The sequence below is a fragment of the Streptococcus sp. HMSC061D10 genome (genome assembly GCF_001808865.1).
Classification (GTDB): Bacteria; Bacillota; Bacilli; order Lactobacillales; family Streptococcaceae; genus Streptococcus.
The window spans coordinates 25,183-40,354 of the sequence record NZ_KV794997.1 but is presented as its reverse complement, the minus strand read 5'-3'; the positions used below and the strand labels follow the sequence as shown (position 1 = coordinate 40,354).

The 15,172-nt window shown below is 40.1% G+C and carries 13 protein-coding genes; 9 read left to right on the top strand and 4 right to left on the bottom strand.

Annotated elements, in window-relative coordinates; translation table 11 throughout:
• The first annotated feature begins 62 nt into the window (after nt 1-62).
• Together obgE and HMPREF2728_RS10500 are read left to right on the top strand one after the other, a co-directional pair.
• Nucleotides 63-1,373: a GTPase ObgE gene (gene obgE, locus HMPREF2728_RS01640; RefSeq protein WP_049530437.1), complete on the top strand. Its 1,311-nt coding sequence runs from the start codon at nt 63-65 to the stop codon at nt 1,371-1,373.
• Nucleotides 1,374-1,382: 9 nt separating this feature from the next.
• Nucleotides 1,383-1,547, top strand: a complete 165-nt coding sequence (locus HMPREF2728_RS10500; RefSeq protein ID WP_049502767.1) for a hypothetical protein — start codon at nt 1,383-1,385, stop codon at nt 1,545-1,547.
• Nucleotides 1,548-1,582: 35 nt separating this feature from the next.
• Here HMPREF2728_RS10500 and HMPREF2728_RS01635 read toward each other — a convergent pair whose 3' ends face one another.
• A complete protein-coding gene (locus tag HMPREF2728_RS01635) occupies nt 1,583-2,053 on the bottom strand; it encodes an arginine repressor (RefSeq protein ID WP_001030117.1) in 471 nt (156 codons plus the stop codon).
• Nucleotides 2,004-4,343, bottom strand: a complete 2,340-nt coding sequence (locus HMPREF2728_RS01630) for a Xaa-Pro dipeptidyl-peptidase (RefSeq protein ID WP_075226882.1) — start codon at nt 4,341-4,343, stop codon at nt 2,004-2,006. The genes HMPREF2728_RS01635 and HMPREF2728_RS01630 overlap by 50 nt, the downstream gene beginning before the upstream one ends.
• A 179-nt stretch (nt 4,344-4,522) precedes the next feature.
• On the opposite strand from HMPREF2728_RS01630, the gene mutY reads away from it, so the two are divergent.
• The 4 genes from mutY (at nt 4,523) to HMPREF2728_RS01610 (ending at nt 8,608) form a co-directional block, all read left to right on the top strand.
• Nucleotides 4,523-5,686 carry an A/G-specific adenine glycosylase gene (gene mutY, locus HMPREF2728_RS01625; protein WP_075226881.1) on the top strand — a complete coding sequence of 388 codons (1,164 nt, stop codon included), beginning with the start codon at nt 4,523-4,525 and terminating at the stop codon, nt 5,684-5,686.
• Nucleotides 5,687-5,750: 64 nt separating this feature from the next.
• Nucleotides 5,751-6,455, top strand: coding sequence for a response regulator YycF (gene yycF, locus HMPREF2728_RS01620; RefSeq protein WP_075226880.1), 705 nt, complete (start codon nt 5,751-5,753; stop codon nt 6,453-6,455).
• A complete protein-coding gene (vicK, locus tag HMPREF2728_RS01615) occupies nt 6,448-7,797 on the top strand; it encodes a cell wall metabolism sensor histidine kinase VicK (RefSeq protein ID WP_075226879.1) in 1,350 nt (449 codons plus the stop codon). The genes yycF and vicK overlap by 8 nt, the downstream gene beginning before the upstream one ends.
• A 1-nt stretch (nt 7,798) precedes the next feature.
• A complete protein-coding gene (locus HMPREF2728_RS01610; RefSeq protein WP_001279898.1) occupies nt 7,799-8,608 on the top strand; it encodes an MBL fold metallo-hydrolase in 810 nt (269 codons plus the stop codon).
• Between the two features lie 36 nt (nt 8,609-8,644).
• On the opposite strand, the gene HMPREF2728_RS01605 is transcribed toward HMPREF2728_RS01610, so the two are convergent.
• Together HMPREF2728_RS01605 and HMPREF2728_RS01600 are read right to left on the bottom strand one after the other, a co-directional pair.
• Nucleotides 8,645-8,992, bottom strand: coding sequence for a DUF6568 family protein (locus HMPREF2728_RS01605; protein ID WP_075226878.1), 348 nt, complete (start codon nt 8,990-8,992; stop codon nt 8,645-8,647).
• A gap of 258 nt (nt 8,993-9,250) precedes the next feature.
• Nucleotides 9,251-10,969 (bottom strand): phospho-sugar mutase, encoded by a 1,719-nt coding sequence (locus HMPREF2728_RS01600; RefSeq protein ID WP_075226877.1) that lies wholly within the window; start codon nt 10,967-10,969, stop codon nt 9,251-9,253.
• A gap of 152 nt (nt 10,970-11,121) precedes the next feature.
• Here HMPREF2728_RS01600 and HMPREF2728_RS01595 point away from each other — a divergent pair, with 152 nt between their 5' ends.
• The 3 genes from HMPREF2728_RS01595 to HMPREF2728_RS01585 all read left to right on the top strand — a co-directional run bounded on the left by HMPREF2728_RS01595 (nt 11,122) and on the right by HMPREF2728_RS01585 (nt 15,131).
• A complete protein-coding gene (locus tag HMPREF2728_RS01595) occupies nt 11,122-13,023 on the top strand; it encodes an ABC-F family ATP-binding cassette domain-containing protein (protein WP_075226876.1) in 1,902 nt (633 codons plus the stop codon).
• A 1-nt stretch (nt 13,024) separates the two neighbouring features.
• Nucleotides 13,025-13,888 (top strand): XRE/MutR family transcriptional regulator, encoded by an 864-nt coding sequence (locus tag HMPREF2728_RS01590; protein WP_075226875.1) that lies wholly within the window; start codon nt 13,025-13,027, stop codon nt 13,886-13,888.
• Between the two features lie 76 nt (nt 13,889-13,964).
• A complete protein-coding gene (locus tag HMPREF2728_RS01585) occupies nt 13,965-15,131 on the top strand; it encodes an MFS transporter (protein ID WP_075226874.1) in 1,167 nt (388 codons plus the stop codon).
• Nucleotides 15,132-15,172: the final 41 nt, after the last annotated feature.

Sequence of the window (15,172 nt, the reverse complement as noted above, 5' to 3'; positions counted from 1 at the left end):
CTAGCAAGTAGTAATAGTTGGTGACTGGGATTTCCCAGCCCTTTTTAGAGTGAGAAAAGAATATGAGTATGTTTTTAGATACAGCCAAGATCAAGGTCAAGGCTGGAAATGGTGGCGATGGGATGGTTGCCTTTCGCCGTGAAAAATACGTCCCTAATGGCGGTCCATGGGGAGGTGATGGAGGTCGTGGTGGTAACGTTGTCTTTGTTGTAGATGAAGGTTTACGTACCTTGATGGACTTCCGTTACAATCGTCATTTCAAAGCCCAATCGGGTGAAAAAGGGATGACCAAAGGAATGCACGGACGTGGTGCGGAAGACTTGATTGTTCGAGTACCTCAAGGTACAACTGTGCGTGATGCAGAAACTGGAAAAGTTATCACTGACTTGATTGAGCACGGCCAAGAGTTTATCGTTGCTCACGGTGGTCGAGGTGGTCGTGGGAATATCCGTTTTGCGACACCCAAAAATCCTGCTCCAGAGATCTCTGAGAATGGAGAACCTGGTCAGGAACGTGAGTTACAGTTAGAACTGAAAATCCTTGCGGATGTTGGTTTGGTTGGATTCCCTTCAGTTGGGAAATCAACTCTGCTCAGCGTAATTACCTCTGCAAAACCTAAAATTGGTGCCTACCACTTTACAACAATCGTTCCAAATCTTGGTATGGTCCGTACCCAATCAGGTGAGTCCTTTGCAGTGGCAGACCTCCCTGGTTTGATTGAAGGAGCAAGTCAAGGTGTGGGCTTGGGAACTCAGTTCCTTCGCCATATTGAGCGTACTCGCGTTATCCTTCACATCATCGATATGTCAGCTAGTGAAGGACGTGATCCTTACGAAGATTATCTAGCTATTAACAAAGAGTTGGAATCTTATAACCTTCGTCTGATGGAGCGTCCACAAATTATTGTTGCTAATAAGATGGATATGCCAGAAAGTAAAGAAAACCTTGAAGAATTCAAGAAAAAATTGGCGGCTAACTTTGATGAGTTCGAGGAATTACCAGCAATCTTTCCAATATCAGGTTTGACTAAACAAGGTTTGGCACCTTTATTGGACGCGACGGCTGAACTTCTTGATAAGACCCCAGAATTCCTTCTTTATGATGAGTCAGAAATGGAAGAAGAAGTTTATTATGGCTTTGATGAAGAAGAAAAACCATTTGAAATTAGTCGTGATGATGATGCAACTTGGGTACTTTCAGGTGAAAAACTCATCAAACTCTTTAACATGACTAACTTTGACCGCGATGAGTCTGTTATGAAATTTGCTCGTCAGTTGCGTGGTATGGGAGTTGATGAAGCTCTTCGTGCTCGTGGTGCCAAGGATGGAGATTTAGTTCGTATCGGTAAGTTTGAGTTTGAATTTGTAGACTAGGAGATAGCGATGGGAGATAAACCGATATCTTTCCGAGATGCTGATGGAAATTTTGTTTCTGCAGCAGATGTCTGGAATGAGAAGAAGTTAGAAGAACTGTTTAATCGCCTCAATCCAAATCGTGCTTTGAGACTAGCAAGAACTAAAAAGCAAGCTGAAAATAACAAATCATAAAATAAACCCGTGATGATTATCATCACGGGATTTTGTTAGCGATCAAAAAATAGAGGTGGTGCAAACTGTTTGAGGCGCTCAAAGCAAGATTGAGCTTGTTCCTTATCCTCGCAGATAACCAAACAGACATCATTTCCACAGATAGTAGCTACAATTTCAGGGAAGTTTAGGGCATCCAAGATGGATCCGAAGGACTGTGCTAATCCTGGATAGGTTTTGATGACAACCTGGTGTTGGACAGGTTGCATCATGTAGAGGGCTTCCTCCATATACACTTCTAGCCGTTTTTCCCACTTGGATGTAGAGCCAGTGTTGATTGAATAATAGGAGTGTTCACCTTCACGAATCTTAGAAAGATTCATCAGATTGATGTCTCTTGAAAGTGTTGCTTGTGTGACCTGTACTCCGTTTTCAATCAGTAGTTCTTGTAATTCAGTTTGGGTATGAATTTTTTGTTTAGTGATTAGGGCTCGGATGAGCTGGTGTCTTTGCTCGGCTTTGTTCATCTACAGTTACCTCCCTTTGAAAAGGTATCTCAAGATTGGACTGTGCAAGGTCGACAGTCAAGTGATAGTCTGTATTGTCACGTACAGTAATCTCAAAGTCTGTTGTGTAAAGAACGAGACGTACTGTATCGCCTTCTTTTAGTTTGTAAATAGTTGGTTGGAGTTCAAATTGGAACTCCATCCATTCATCTGGATTGATCTCTTCGATTTTCAGCAAATCATGACGGTTCTGAAGGTTGAGATAGCCTTTGGTTATGACGCGCTGAGCATTTGGACTAAATGGTAGCTCGCAAAGATTTTCCAGCATGTGGTAACGACCATTATCAATCGTACGAGCAGCCAAAACTCCTGGATATGGTTGTAGGTATTTCTTTTGACCAAGTTCGAGAAGTTGAGCAGAGAGAAGACCTTTATTGGTACTTGACTTGAGACGAAGGTTTAGTTTAACACGACCATTGATATGAAGATCTTCAGTCACTGGAAGATCAATGGTAATCTGATTCACCTTACCTTGATAAAGTTCATTGTTAAAGGTTTGGTAAGTCTTTCCAAATCGTTCGAAGTCAGAATCTTGGTAATGATTTTCAATGACAGCTTCTTCAGTACCTAAAGAGAAAGTTTTATGGTCAGTTTGATTTCCAAAATCTTCAAGTGACAGCCAAGTTTGAGGAGCAGTATTGTCTTGCCAAACGACTCGTGGAAGTTGGTAGTCAGTTTCTTGGTCCAATAATTTCTGCGTCAAAAGAACATTCATGGATTCACGGAAATCAATAGACTGCCAATTGTTCATATAAACATGGGCGCCGTTATGGTAAAAGAGATGTTTCTTAATATTGCTTGGAAGAGCATTAAATATTTGATAGACATGAAGTGGTTTTACATTCCAGTCTTGTGAACCGTGGGTAAAGACAACTTCAGCCTTAACTTTTTCAGCATTAAGAAGGTAGTTTCTATCATGCCAAAATTGGTTATAATCCCCAGTTTTACGGTCTAGATTTTTCTTCAGTTCTTCTATAGAATCTTTATGAGCCTCGTTTCCACGAATATAGTCACCAGCTAAGAGATTACGAGAATAAGTTAATTCATCTAATGAATCGAAGTCCTCCCCTGGATAGCCACCAGGGCTTGTTACCAGACCATTTTCTCGGTAATAGTTGTACCAAGAAGAAATACCGGCTTCAGCAATGATGACCTCTAAACCATCAACTCCTGTAGTAGCAAGACCATTTGACATTGTTCCTAGATAAGAAAGACCAGTAGTGGCGACTTTACCATTGGACCAGTCAGCCTTGACTTGACGTTTACGACTATGGTCTGTAAAGGCGCGACAACGGCCATTGAGCCAATCAATGACATTTTTATAGGCTTCAACTTGTCGATAGTCACCATTAGTCATCTGACCTTGAGAATCCTTTGTACCAAGACCAGATACGTAGATATTTGCAAATCCTCTTGGAAGGAAGTAGTCGTTAAGTGTGTAGCTGCTATTGATATGAGTCAGTTTTTCTTCAGCTTCTGAAACGAGGTCTGCTTGGCCAACTGGCTCAACCAAGTCTAATGTTGGATTTGCTAGAGAAATTGCATGTGGTTGCTTGACTTCTAGCTCAGCTTCCATTTTGTAAAGAGCTTTATCGCTTGCTTTATCATTGGTTCCTTGATGGTAAGGACTTGCCGTCATAACTGCTGGAATTTTGCCATTGTAAGTCGGACGGATGATGCTAACCTTGACTAAATCAGGTAGACCATCATTATCAGAATCAATACGACTTTCTACATAAACAACTTCACGAATAACATTGTTAGTTGAGAAAGTAGCCAAACTCTTTCCATTGAAGTAGTGGTAATCATTGTTCTCAGGGATTAAGCCATCACTAACTAGCTGATCAATCAAGGTATTTCCCTTTTTAGTGCGCGTGTTAAGGAGTTGATAGAGATTGTCAATTAAATCTCCGTATACAATAGGGAATGCCGTTTCTTTATGAAAAGCTAGACCATCTTCAAAGTCTATTAAGTAGTTGAAACCAAGCAACTGAAAAACTACGGTATAAAAGATTTCTGCAGTTAATTCACGATCAGAATTGAAGAAAGTGAGTAGGTCAGTTTCCTTATCAACCGCCAAAGTTGAGAGGGGATAGTCGGTATTTTTATAATTAAAAAAACAAGTTCTGACAAAGACTTCAAACTGTTCTTTAGTTGAAAGCGCAGGGTCGATCTTGAATCCAAGACTGGATAATTCCTGTAAAGCTTGTTGCTGAGTTACAGGATAGTAACTGAATTGATTAAAACGCATAGATGCCTCCTTTGAAGAATCATTCTGAATTTATTATATCAAAAAAGCAAGGAAAATGATAGAATCAGCTGGTCTGGAAAGGCTAAATTGCTATTATTCTAACAGAGTTTAAGAGAGTGTTTTAACAAGCCCTATCTTGATTTTTTGAGTATCCTAAAAGGTTATGCTATACTAGAAATATGTTAGATTTGGAGAAATATGGTGTGACCATGTGGGAAGAGGACAAGATTTTCTCTTTCCGTCAAAAATTATTAGCCTGGTATGACGAAAACAAGCGTGATTTACCCTGGAGACGAAGCAAGAATCCTTATCATATCTGGGTATCTGAAATTATGTTGCAGCAGACTCGAGTTGATACCGTCATTCCCTATTATGAACGTTTTTTGGACTGGTTTCCGACCGTAGAAAGCTTAGCAAATGCTCCTGAGGAACGCTTACTAAAAGCCTGGGAAGGGCTTGGCTATTATTCTCGTGTCCGCAATATGCAAACAGCCGCTCAACAGATTATGAGTGAATTTGAAGGCAAGTTTCCGTCAACTTATGAAGGTATTTCAAGCTTAAAAGGGATTGGTCCTTATACAGCTGGTGCAATTTCTAGTATTGCCTTTAACCTTCCGCAGCCTGCAGTAGATGGCAATGTCATGCGTGTTTTGGCACGTTTATTTGAAGTCAATCATGATATTGGAAATCCTAGCAATCGAAAAATATTTCAAGCAATGATGGAAGTTCTGATAGATCCTGATCGTCCAGGTGATTTCAATCAGGCTTTAATGGATTTAGGTTCAGATATTGAGGCTCCTGTCAATCCAAGACCGGAGGAGAGTCCTGTTAAGGACTTCAGTGCTGCTTATCAACATGGGACCATGGATCGCTATCCTATCAAGGCTCCTAAGAAAAAGCCAATCCCTATTTATCTAAAGGCTCTTGTAGTGCAAAATAGTCAGGGGAAGTTTCTATTAGAGAAGAATGAGAGTGAAAAACTCTTGGCTGGTTTTTGGCATTTTCCCTTGATTGAAGTTGATGAATTCTCAGACCAGACTCAGGACCTGGACCTTTTTAGTCAAGTAGCGGAGCCAATTCTAGAACTGGGACCATCTCCACAGGAGAGTTTTGAACAGGACTATGATCTTGAAGTTGATTGGCAAGATCTACGTTTTGAAGAGGTTAAGCATGTTTTTAGCCATCGTAAATGGCATATCCAGATAATTGCAGGACAAGTTATTAAGACACAGGAATATGTTGATAGAGAAGTTCTTTGGTTAAGTCCAGAAGAATTTATCAATTATCCTTTAGCCAAACCCCAGCAAAAAATCTGGCAAGCCTATTTGAAAAGAAGCCACTAGCGTCGGTCTTTCGTGTCTTCTTTACATTTTTTTGGTATAATGAGATAAGGAAAAAGGTGACTAAATGAAAAAAATACTTATTGTAGATGATGAAAAACCCATCTCAGATATTATTAAATTCAATATGACCAAGGAAGGTTATGAAGTTGTAACTGCTTTTAATGGTCGTGAAGCACTTGAACAATTTGAAGCCGAGCAACCAGATATTATTATCTTGGATTTGATGCTTCCTGAGATTGATGGACTTGAAGTTGCTAAAACCATTCGCAAGACAAGCAGTGTCCCTATTATCATGCTTTCAGCTAAAGATAGCGAGTTTGATAAGGTTATCGGTCTTGAACTTGGGGCGGATGACTATGTAACTAAGCCGTTTTCAAATCGTGAACTCCAAGCACGTGTTAAGGCCTTACTTCGCCGTACGGAGCTAGCTTCTGCCGATAACCAAGAGCCTGAAACAAAACTACAAAGTCTGCAAATCGGTGACTTGGAGATCCTCCCAGATGCTTATGTCGCTAAGAAATACGGAGAGGAGTTAGAGTTGACTCACCGTGAGTTTGAGCTCTTGTATCACCTAGCGTCACATATTGGTCAAGTGATCACCCGTGAGCACCTCCTTGAAACTGTTTGGGGTTATGACTACTTTGGGGATGTCCGTACAGTAGACGTAACCATTAGACGCTTGCGTGAGAAAATTGAAGATACACCAAGTAGACCTGAATACATCCTAACTCGTCGTGGAGTGGGATATTACATGAGAAATAATGATTGAAGTAATTAAACAAACAATTTTGACGAGTGACTTTATCTTTATCCTCATCCTAATAGGCTTTATTATGCTGGTGACTTTTCTCTTACTGGAAAGTCGTCGCGATAATATTCGCCTTAGACAGCTAAATCAAAAGGTCAAGGATTTGATTGCTGGTGATTATTCTCAGGTTTTGGATATGCAGGGAAGTTCAGAGATTACTAATATCACAAACAATCTTAATGATTTGTCAGAAGTAATCCGTCTGACTCAGGAAAATCTGGAACAAGAGAGTAAGAGGTTGCATAGTATCCTAGCCTATATGACAGACGGAGTACTTGCGACCAATCGTCGTGGCCAGATCACCATGATCAATGATATGGCCAAGAGACAACTAGGCATTGAAAGTGATGATGCTCTTAATCAAAATATCCTAGAGTTGCTCAAAATTGAAGAAGAGTATGAACTGAGAGACCTCATTACCCAAAGTCCTGAGTTGATGATTTATTCGCAGAATCTTAATGGCGAGTATATTAGTTTGCGCGTGCGTTTTGCCTTGATTCGTAGAGAGTCTGGTTTTATCTCTGGTCTAGTAGCAGTATTACATGATACGACTGAACAAGAGAAAGAAGAGCGTGAGAGAAGGCTTTTCGTTTCGAATGTTAGTCATGAATTGCGTACACCTTTGACAAGTGTAAAATCCTACCTTGAAGCCTTGGATGAAGGAGCCCTAACAGAACCAGTTGCTCCAGATTTTATCAAGGTGTCTCTTGATGAAACCAACCGTATGATGCGGATGGTGACAGACCTCTTGCACCTCTCACGGATTGACAATGAGTCCAGTCACTTAGATGTTGAGTTGATTAACTTTACTGCCTTTATCACTTTTATTCTCAATCGTTTTGATAAGATGAGAAATCAGGATGATGAGAAGAAATACGAGTTGGTGAGAGATTATCCGATTAACTCCGTGTGGATTGAGATTGATACGGATAAGATGACCCAGGTGATTGATAATATTCTAAATAACGCCATCAAATATTCACCAGATGGTGGAAAAATCACTGTAAGCATGAAAACTACAGATGATCAGATGATTTTGTCTATCTCCGACCAAGGTCTAGGGATTCCAAAGCAAGATTTGCCGAAGATTTTTGACCGTTTCTATCGAGTAGACAGAGCAAGAAGTCGTGCTCAGGGTGGAACAGGATTAGGATTGGCTATTGCTAAGGAAATCATCAAGCAACATAAGGGCTTTATCTGGGCCAAGAGTGAATATGGCAAGGGCTCTACTTTTACCATCGTACTTCCATACGATAAAGATGCTGTGAAAGAAGAGATTTGGGAGGATGAACTAGAAGACTAGAATGAGTGATATCGGTTTTAAATACAGTATTTTAGCATCGGGTTCCAGTGGAAATTCATTTTACTTGGAAACACCAAAAAAGAAAATTTTAGTAGATGCGGGACTATCTGGCAAAAAAATTACAAGCCTATTGAGTGAAATCAATCGTAAACCAGAGGATTTGGATGCTATCTTGATAACGCATGAGCATTCTGACCATATCCACGGTGTGGGCGTCCTGGCTCGTAAGTACGGCATGGATCTTTACGCCAATGAGAAAACTTGGCAGGCTATGGAAAATAGTAAGTATCTTGGTAAGGTTGACTCGTCGCAAAAGCATATTTTTGAGATGGGGAAAACCAAAACCTTTGGTGATATCGATATTGAGAGCTTTGGTGTGAGTCATGATGCAGTTGCGCCCCAGTTTTATCGTTTTATGAAGGACGACAAGAGCTTTGTCATGCTGACGGATACAGGCTATGTTAGTGATCGTATGGCTGGCATTGTCGAGAATGCCGATGGCTACTTGATTGAGTCTAATCATGATGTTGAAATCCTACGAGCAGGATCCTACGCATGGCGACTCAAACAACGTATCCTGTCTGACCTTGGCCACCTCTCAAATGAGGATGGAGCAGATGCTATGATTCGAACACTAGGTAATCGTACCAAGAAGATTTACCTAGGCCATTTGTCTAAGGAGAATAATATCAAGGAGCTAGCTCACATGACCATGGTCAATCAGCTAGCTCAAGCAGATCTAGGAGTAGGAGTAGACTTTCAAGTTTACGATACTTCACCAGACACCGCAACACCATTGACAGATATATAAAAAAGAAGGCCTATGCCTTCTTTTTTATATACTATTTTACAACCCAGCAAATTCTTTGATTTCTTGAGCTGACATTGAAGAGTCGCAACGGACATTGATTTGTCCATTTTCAACATGAACGAATCCTGGTACAGTTGGGATTTCGTAGCGTGAGCGGAAGTCTTGTAAAGCTTCAAGTTGGCTTGGTTCTTCACTATTGATGAAGTAGATATGTGCATTTGTTTCAGCTACGACACCTGCCAATGTACCTGCAAATTTACGGCAGTAAGGGCAAGTTTTGCGGCCGATAAAGAAAGTTGCTGTTTCTTGCTTGTCGAGCGCTTCTTGAGCACGCGCAACTGTTGTCACTTCAAGATCTTTGATGTTTTCTAAAAATTGTTCCATCAGAATACCTCGCTTTTTTTGATAAAACTAGTATGCCATAAAAATGCTAAAATTGCTCAGTTTTGATACGGAAATAGATGGTGGGGCAGAAATCAGTAAACTAAGTCTGATTTTCTAGTCCGATATCCCTGTGTCTTTAAAGACATAGAAACTGAAGTTTTGCTCAAAAGAACTAGAAGAAGACATGAATTACAGTCAGCTTTTACTTTATCATCAAAAATAAAGGTCAGGATTTTTCCCGACCTTTAGATAGTTGCTTTATTTTACAAAAGCATTGATTTCAGCTTCGATGTTAGCAATCTTAGTTTGTGAATCTTCGTTGCTTTCACCAACAACTGCAATGTAGAATTTGATTTTTGGTTCAGTACCTGAAGGACGAACTGCAATCCATGAACCATCTGCAAGAGTGTATTTCAATACATCACTTGGGGGAGTAGTCAAGGCTGTTACAGTGCCATCAGCGGCAGTAGAAGTTTGTGCTTTGAAGTCTTCTAAGAAAGTGATTTCTGTTGCGTTCCATTCTTTTGGACCGTTTTCACGGAATTTAGCCATAATTGCTTTGATTTGCTCAGCACCGTCAACACCAGAAAGAGTAACAGAGATTGTCTTTTCAGCATAGTAGCCGTACTCTTTGTAGATTTCTTCGATACCATCTGCAAGTGTTAAACCACGTGAACGGTAGTAGGCTGCAAGTTCAGCAACGACAAGAACGGCTTGGATAGCGTCTTTATCACGTACAAATGGTTTAATCAAGTAACCGAAGCTTTCTTCAAATCCCATCATGTAAGTGTGATTGTGTTTTTCTTCGAATTCTTGGATTTTTTCAGCGATAAATTTGAAACCAGTCAAGACGTTGAACATAGTTGCGCCGTAGCTTTCAGCAATCTTCGTTACCAAGTCAGTTGATACGATAGATTTGCAAAGAGCCGCGTTTTCTGGAAGAGTTCCAGCGTTTTTGTGGGCTTCCAAAATGTATTTGGCCATGATGGCACCGATTTGGTTACCTGAAAGGTTGAGGTAGCTACCATCTTTTTGAAGAACTTCAACACCAACACGGTCAGCGTCAGGGTCAGTTGCTACAAGAACATCTGCACCAACTTGACGACCAAGTTCTTCAGCAAGGGCAAAGGCTGCTTGACTTTCTGGGTTTGGAGATTTTACAGTTGAGAAGTCTGGGTCAGCAGTTGCTTGTGCTTCAACGACTTGAACAGAGTCAAATCCTGCTTGAGCAAGGGCACGACGAGCCAACATTTCACCAGTACCATGAAGTGGAGTGTAGACAATCTTCATGTCCTTACCAAATTCTTCAATCAAGGCTGGGTTGATGTTTACGTCCTTAACCTCTTTAAGGTATTCTACGTCAACAGTTTCGCCGATAACTTCAATCAAGCCAGAAGCTTTTTCAGCTTCCACATCAGCAACTTCAACTGCAAATGGATTTTCGATTGCACGGATATAAGTAGTCAAAGCGTCCGCGTCGTGTGGAGGCATTTGTCCACCGTCTTCACCGTAAACCTTGTAACCGTTAAATGGAGCAGGGTTATGGCTAGCTGTGATCATGATACCTGCGAAACAGTTGAGGTGACGAACGGCAAATGAAAGTTCTGGAGTTGGACGAAGGCTTTCAAATACGTAAGATTTGATGCCGTGTTTAGCAAGAACTGCTGCAGATTCAAAGGCAAATTCTGGAGAGAAGTGACGGCTATCATAAGCGATGGCTACACCACGTTCTTTTTCATTTCCACCTTTTGACTCAATCAAACGAGCCAAACCTTCAGTTGCTTGACGAACAACGTAGATATTAATGCGGTTAGTTCCAGCACCAATCAATCCACGCATACCTGCAGTACCAAACTCAAGATTTGTATAGAATGCGTCTTCCTTAGTTTTTTCGTCCATATTTTCCAAATCATGACGAAGATAGTCTGGAAGTTCTGCGAAATCAACCCATTTTTGGTAGTTTTCTTGGTAAGCCATAGAAAATCTCCTTTAATATATAATCTAATCGCCTTCATTATACCACGATTTGAAGTTTTAGTAAAACGTTAGCATAAGTTTCTGAAAAAGTTATGAAATATACCTAAACCACAAGTCTTGAACGGCTTACCGAAACATGCTATACTAACTGTATGATTATTTTACAAGCTAATAAAATTGAACGTTCTTTTGCTGGAGAGGTTCTTTTTGATAATATAAACCTACAAGTAGATGAAAGAGACCGCATTGCCCTCGTTGGGAAAAATGGTGCAGGAAAATCTACATTACTCAAGATATTGGTTGGAGAAGAGGAGCCAACCACTGGTGAAATCAATAAGAAAAAAGATATTTCCCTCTCTTATCTAGCACAGGATAGTCGCTTTGAGTCTGAAAATACAATTTACGATGAAATGCTACATGTATTTGATGACTTGCGTTGTATTGAAAGACAACTTCGACAGATGGAGTTGGAAATGGGGGAAAAAACTGGGGTAGAATTAGACAAACTTATGTCTGACTATGATCGCCTATCAGAAAATTTCCGTCAGGCTGGAGGATTTACCTATGAAGCCGATATTCGCTCTATTTTAAATGGATTCAAGTTTGACGAGTCCATGTGGCAGATGCGAATCGCTGAGCTTTCCGGTGGTCAAAATACCCGTTTAGCCCTTGCCAAAATGCTCCTTGAAAAGCCTAATCTCTTGGTCTTGGACGAGCCGACTAACCACCTAGATATTGAAACCATTGCCTGGTTAGAAAACTATTTGGTCAACTACAGTGGTGCCTTGATTATCGTCAGCCATGACCGTTATTTCCTCGATAAGGTTGCGACCATAACACTCGACTTAACCAAACATTCTTTAGATAGATATGTAGGAAACTACTCAAGTTTTGTGGAGCAAAAGGAGCAGAAGCTCGCAACTGAAGCTAAAAACTACGAAAAGCAACAGAAGGAAATTGCTGCCTTAGAAGACTTTGTTAACCGAAATCTTGTTCGAGCATCAACAACCAAACGAGCTCAATCTAGACGTAAACAACTGGAAAAGATGGAGCGTATAGATAAGCCTGAAGCTGGTAAAAAATCAGCTAATATGACCTTCCATTCTGATAAAGTATCTGGTAATGTCGTTTTAACGGTCAAGAATGCTGCTATTGGCTATGATGGTGAAATCTTATCAGAACCCATCAACCTTGATCTTCGTAAGATGAATGCTATTGCCATTGTTGGTCCTAACGGTATTGGTAAGTCAACCTTTATTAAATCCATTGTGGGCCAGATTCCCTTTATTAAGGGTGAAAAGCGATTTGGTGCTAATGTTGAGGTTGGTTACTATGACCAGACTCAGAGCAAACTAACACCGAGTAATACAGTCTTAGATGAACTCTGGAATGATTTCAAGCTGACTCCTGAACTAGAAATTCGTAATCGCCTAGGTGCCTTCCTTTTCTCAGGTGACGATGTTAAGAAATCAGTTGGCATGCTGTCAGGTGGAGAGAAAGCTCGATTGCTCCTAGCTAAACTTTCCATGGAAAACAATAACTTCTTGATCCTCGACGAGCCGACCAACCACTTGGACATTGATAGCAAGGAAGTTCTGGAAAATGCCCTGATTGACTTTGATGGGACTCTTCTATTTGTCAGCCATGACCGTTATTTCATCAACCGTGTAGCTACTCATGTACTGGAATTATCTGAGAGTGGATCAACGCTTTATCTAGGTGATTATGACTATTATGTTGATAAAAAAGCAGAGCTAATAGCTAGCCAAGCGGAAGAAGTGGCAGCATATAACCAAGAAAAAGAGGCTTCTCCAGTTAATGACTACCAAGCTCAAAAGGAGAGTCAAAAAGAACTGCGTAAATTGATGAGACAAATCGAAAACCTAGAGGCAGAAATCGAAGAACTGGAAACTCAAGCCCAAGCTATCTCTGAACAAATGCATACCACCAATGATGCAGATGAACTCATGCAATTACAAGCAGAACTGGATAAAATTAGCTATCGTCAGGAAGAAGCTATGCTTGAATGGGAAGAATTATCGGAGCAGGTGTAAGATGGAACATCTTGGAAAAGTCTTTCGTGAATTTCGAATCAGTAAAAATTACTCTCTAAAAGAAGCTGCAGGAGAGGCCTGTTCGACCTCCCAATTATCTCGCTTTGAATTAGGGGAGTCTGATCTGGCTGCTTCACGTTTCTTTGAAATATTAGATAATATTCACGTGACGATTGAAAATTTTATGGATAAGGCCAGAAATTTTCAACATCATGAGCATGTCAGCTTGATGGCTCAGATTATTCCACTTTACTACTCAAATGATATTGCAGGTTTTCAAAAGCTTCAAAGAGAACAACTTGAAAAAGCTAAGAGTTCAACTAATCCCCTCTATTTTGAGCTGAACTGGATTTTGTTACAAGGTCTGATTTGTCAAAGAGATGCTAGCTTCACTATGAAGCAAGGTGATCTGGATAAGGTGGCAGATTATCTTTTCCAAACAGATGAATGGACCATGTATGAGTTGATCCTCTTTGGCAATCTCTATAGCTTTTATGATGTGGACTATGTTGCTCGACTTGGTAGAGAAGTGATGGAGAGGGAGGATTTCTACAAAGAAATTGGACGCCATCGAAAACTGGTCTTGATTTTAGCCCTTAATTGTTACCAGCATTGTTTAGAGCATCTTTCTTTTGAAAATGCAAGCTATTTTGAGACTTATACAGAGAAGATTATTGGTAAAGGGATCAAACTGTATGAGCGTAATATTTTCCATTATCTAAAAGGCTTTTCCTTGTACCAAAAAGGACAGTGTAAAGAAGGCTATAAGCAGATGAAAGAGGCCATGCGTATTTTTGACCTACTAGGTCTTCCAGAGCAAGTAGCCTACTATCAGGAACACTACGAGAAATTTGTCAAAGATTAATTTTCCCAAATATGGGAAAAATGAGAAACTCCTTCAAGTTTTGATACAATAGTTTCAAAATTTGAGAGGAGTTTTTATGAATCGATACGCAGTACAGTTAATTAGTCGTGGAGCTATAAACAAGATAGGAAATATGCTCTATGATTATGGAAACAGTGTTTGGTTGGCATCAATGGGAACGATAGGACAGACCGTTCTAGGAATTTATCAGATCTCTGAACTCGTCACATCCATTCTAGTTAATCCTTTTGGTGGAGTTATATCAGACCGATTTTCTCGTCGCAAGATTTTGATGACGACCGACTTGGTTTGTGGAATTCTTTGTCTGGCTATTTCTTTTATAAGGAACGACAGCTGGATGATTGGCGCTTTGATTTTTGCTAATATTGTTCAGGCAGTTGCCTTTGCATTTTCTCGCACTGCCAATAAAGCTATTATCACAGAAGTAGTAGAAAAAGACGAGATAGTGACCTACAATTCACGCTTAGAGTTAGTTTTGCAGGTGGTAGCTGTTAGCTCTCCTGTGCTTTCTTTCCTTGTTTTACAATTTGCAAGTCTTCATATGACGCTCTTACTAGATGCTCTGACTTTTTTCATTGCTTTTGCACTAGTTGCTTTACTTCCAAAAGAAGAACCAAAGGTTCAAGAGCAGAAGAGTTTCACCGGGAAAGATATTTTTGCGGATATCAAAGATGGCTTGCACTATATCAGGCATCAAAAAGAAATTTTCTTTCTCTTGTTAGTGGCTTCCAGTGTGAATTTCTTTTTTGCAGCTTTTGAGTTTTTGCTCCCTTTTTCAAATAAACTTTATGGTGTAGACGGAGCCTATGCAACTATCTTAACCATGGGTGCAATTGGCTCAATCATCGGAGCATTGATTGCAAATAAATTTAAATCGAGCATGAATACACTTTTGTTCTTATTGATCCTCACAGGAGTAGGAGTTTTCATGATGGGCTTACCACTGCCTAATTTTCTTACTTTTTCAGGAAACCTAGTTTGTGAATTATTTATGACAATTTTTAATATTCACTTCTTTACTCAGGTACAGACCAAGGTTGATGGAGACTATCTGGGGAGGGTATTGAGTACCATTTTTACACTGGCGATTCTCTTTATGCCCATTGCGAAAGGGTTAATGACCTTTCTACCAAGCGTTCATTTGGGTTCCTTTTTAATCATCGGACTTGGTGTTATTATTCTTTCTTTGATGTCAATGTTCTATATTCAAAGACAAGGGTAACACAGAAAAAAAGCAACGGCGCCGTTGCTTTTTTTGTTTTC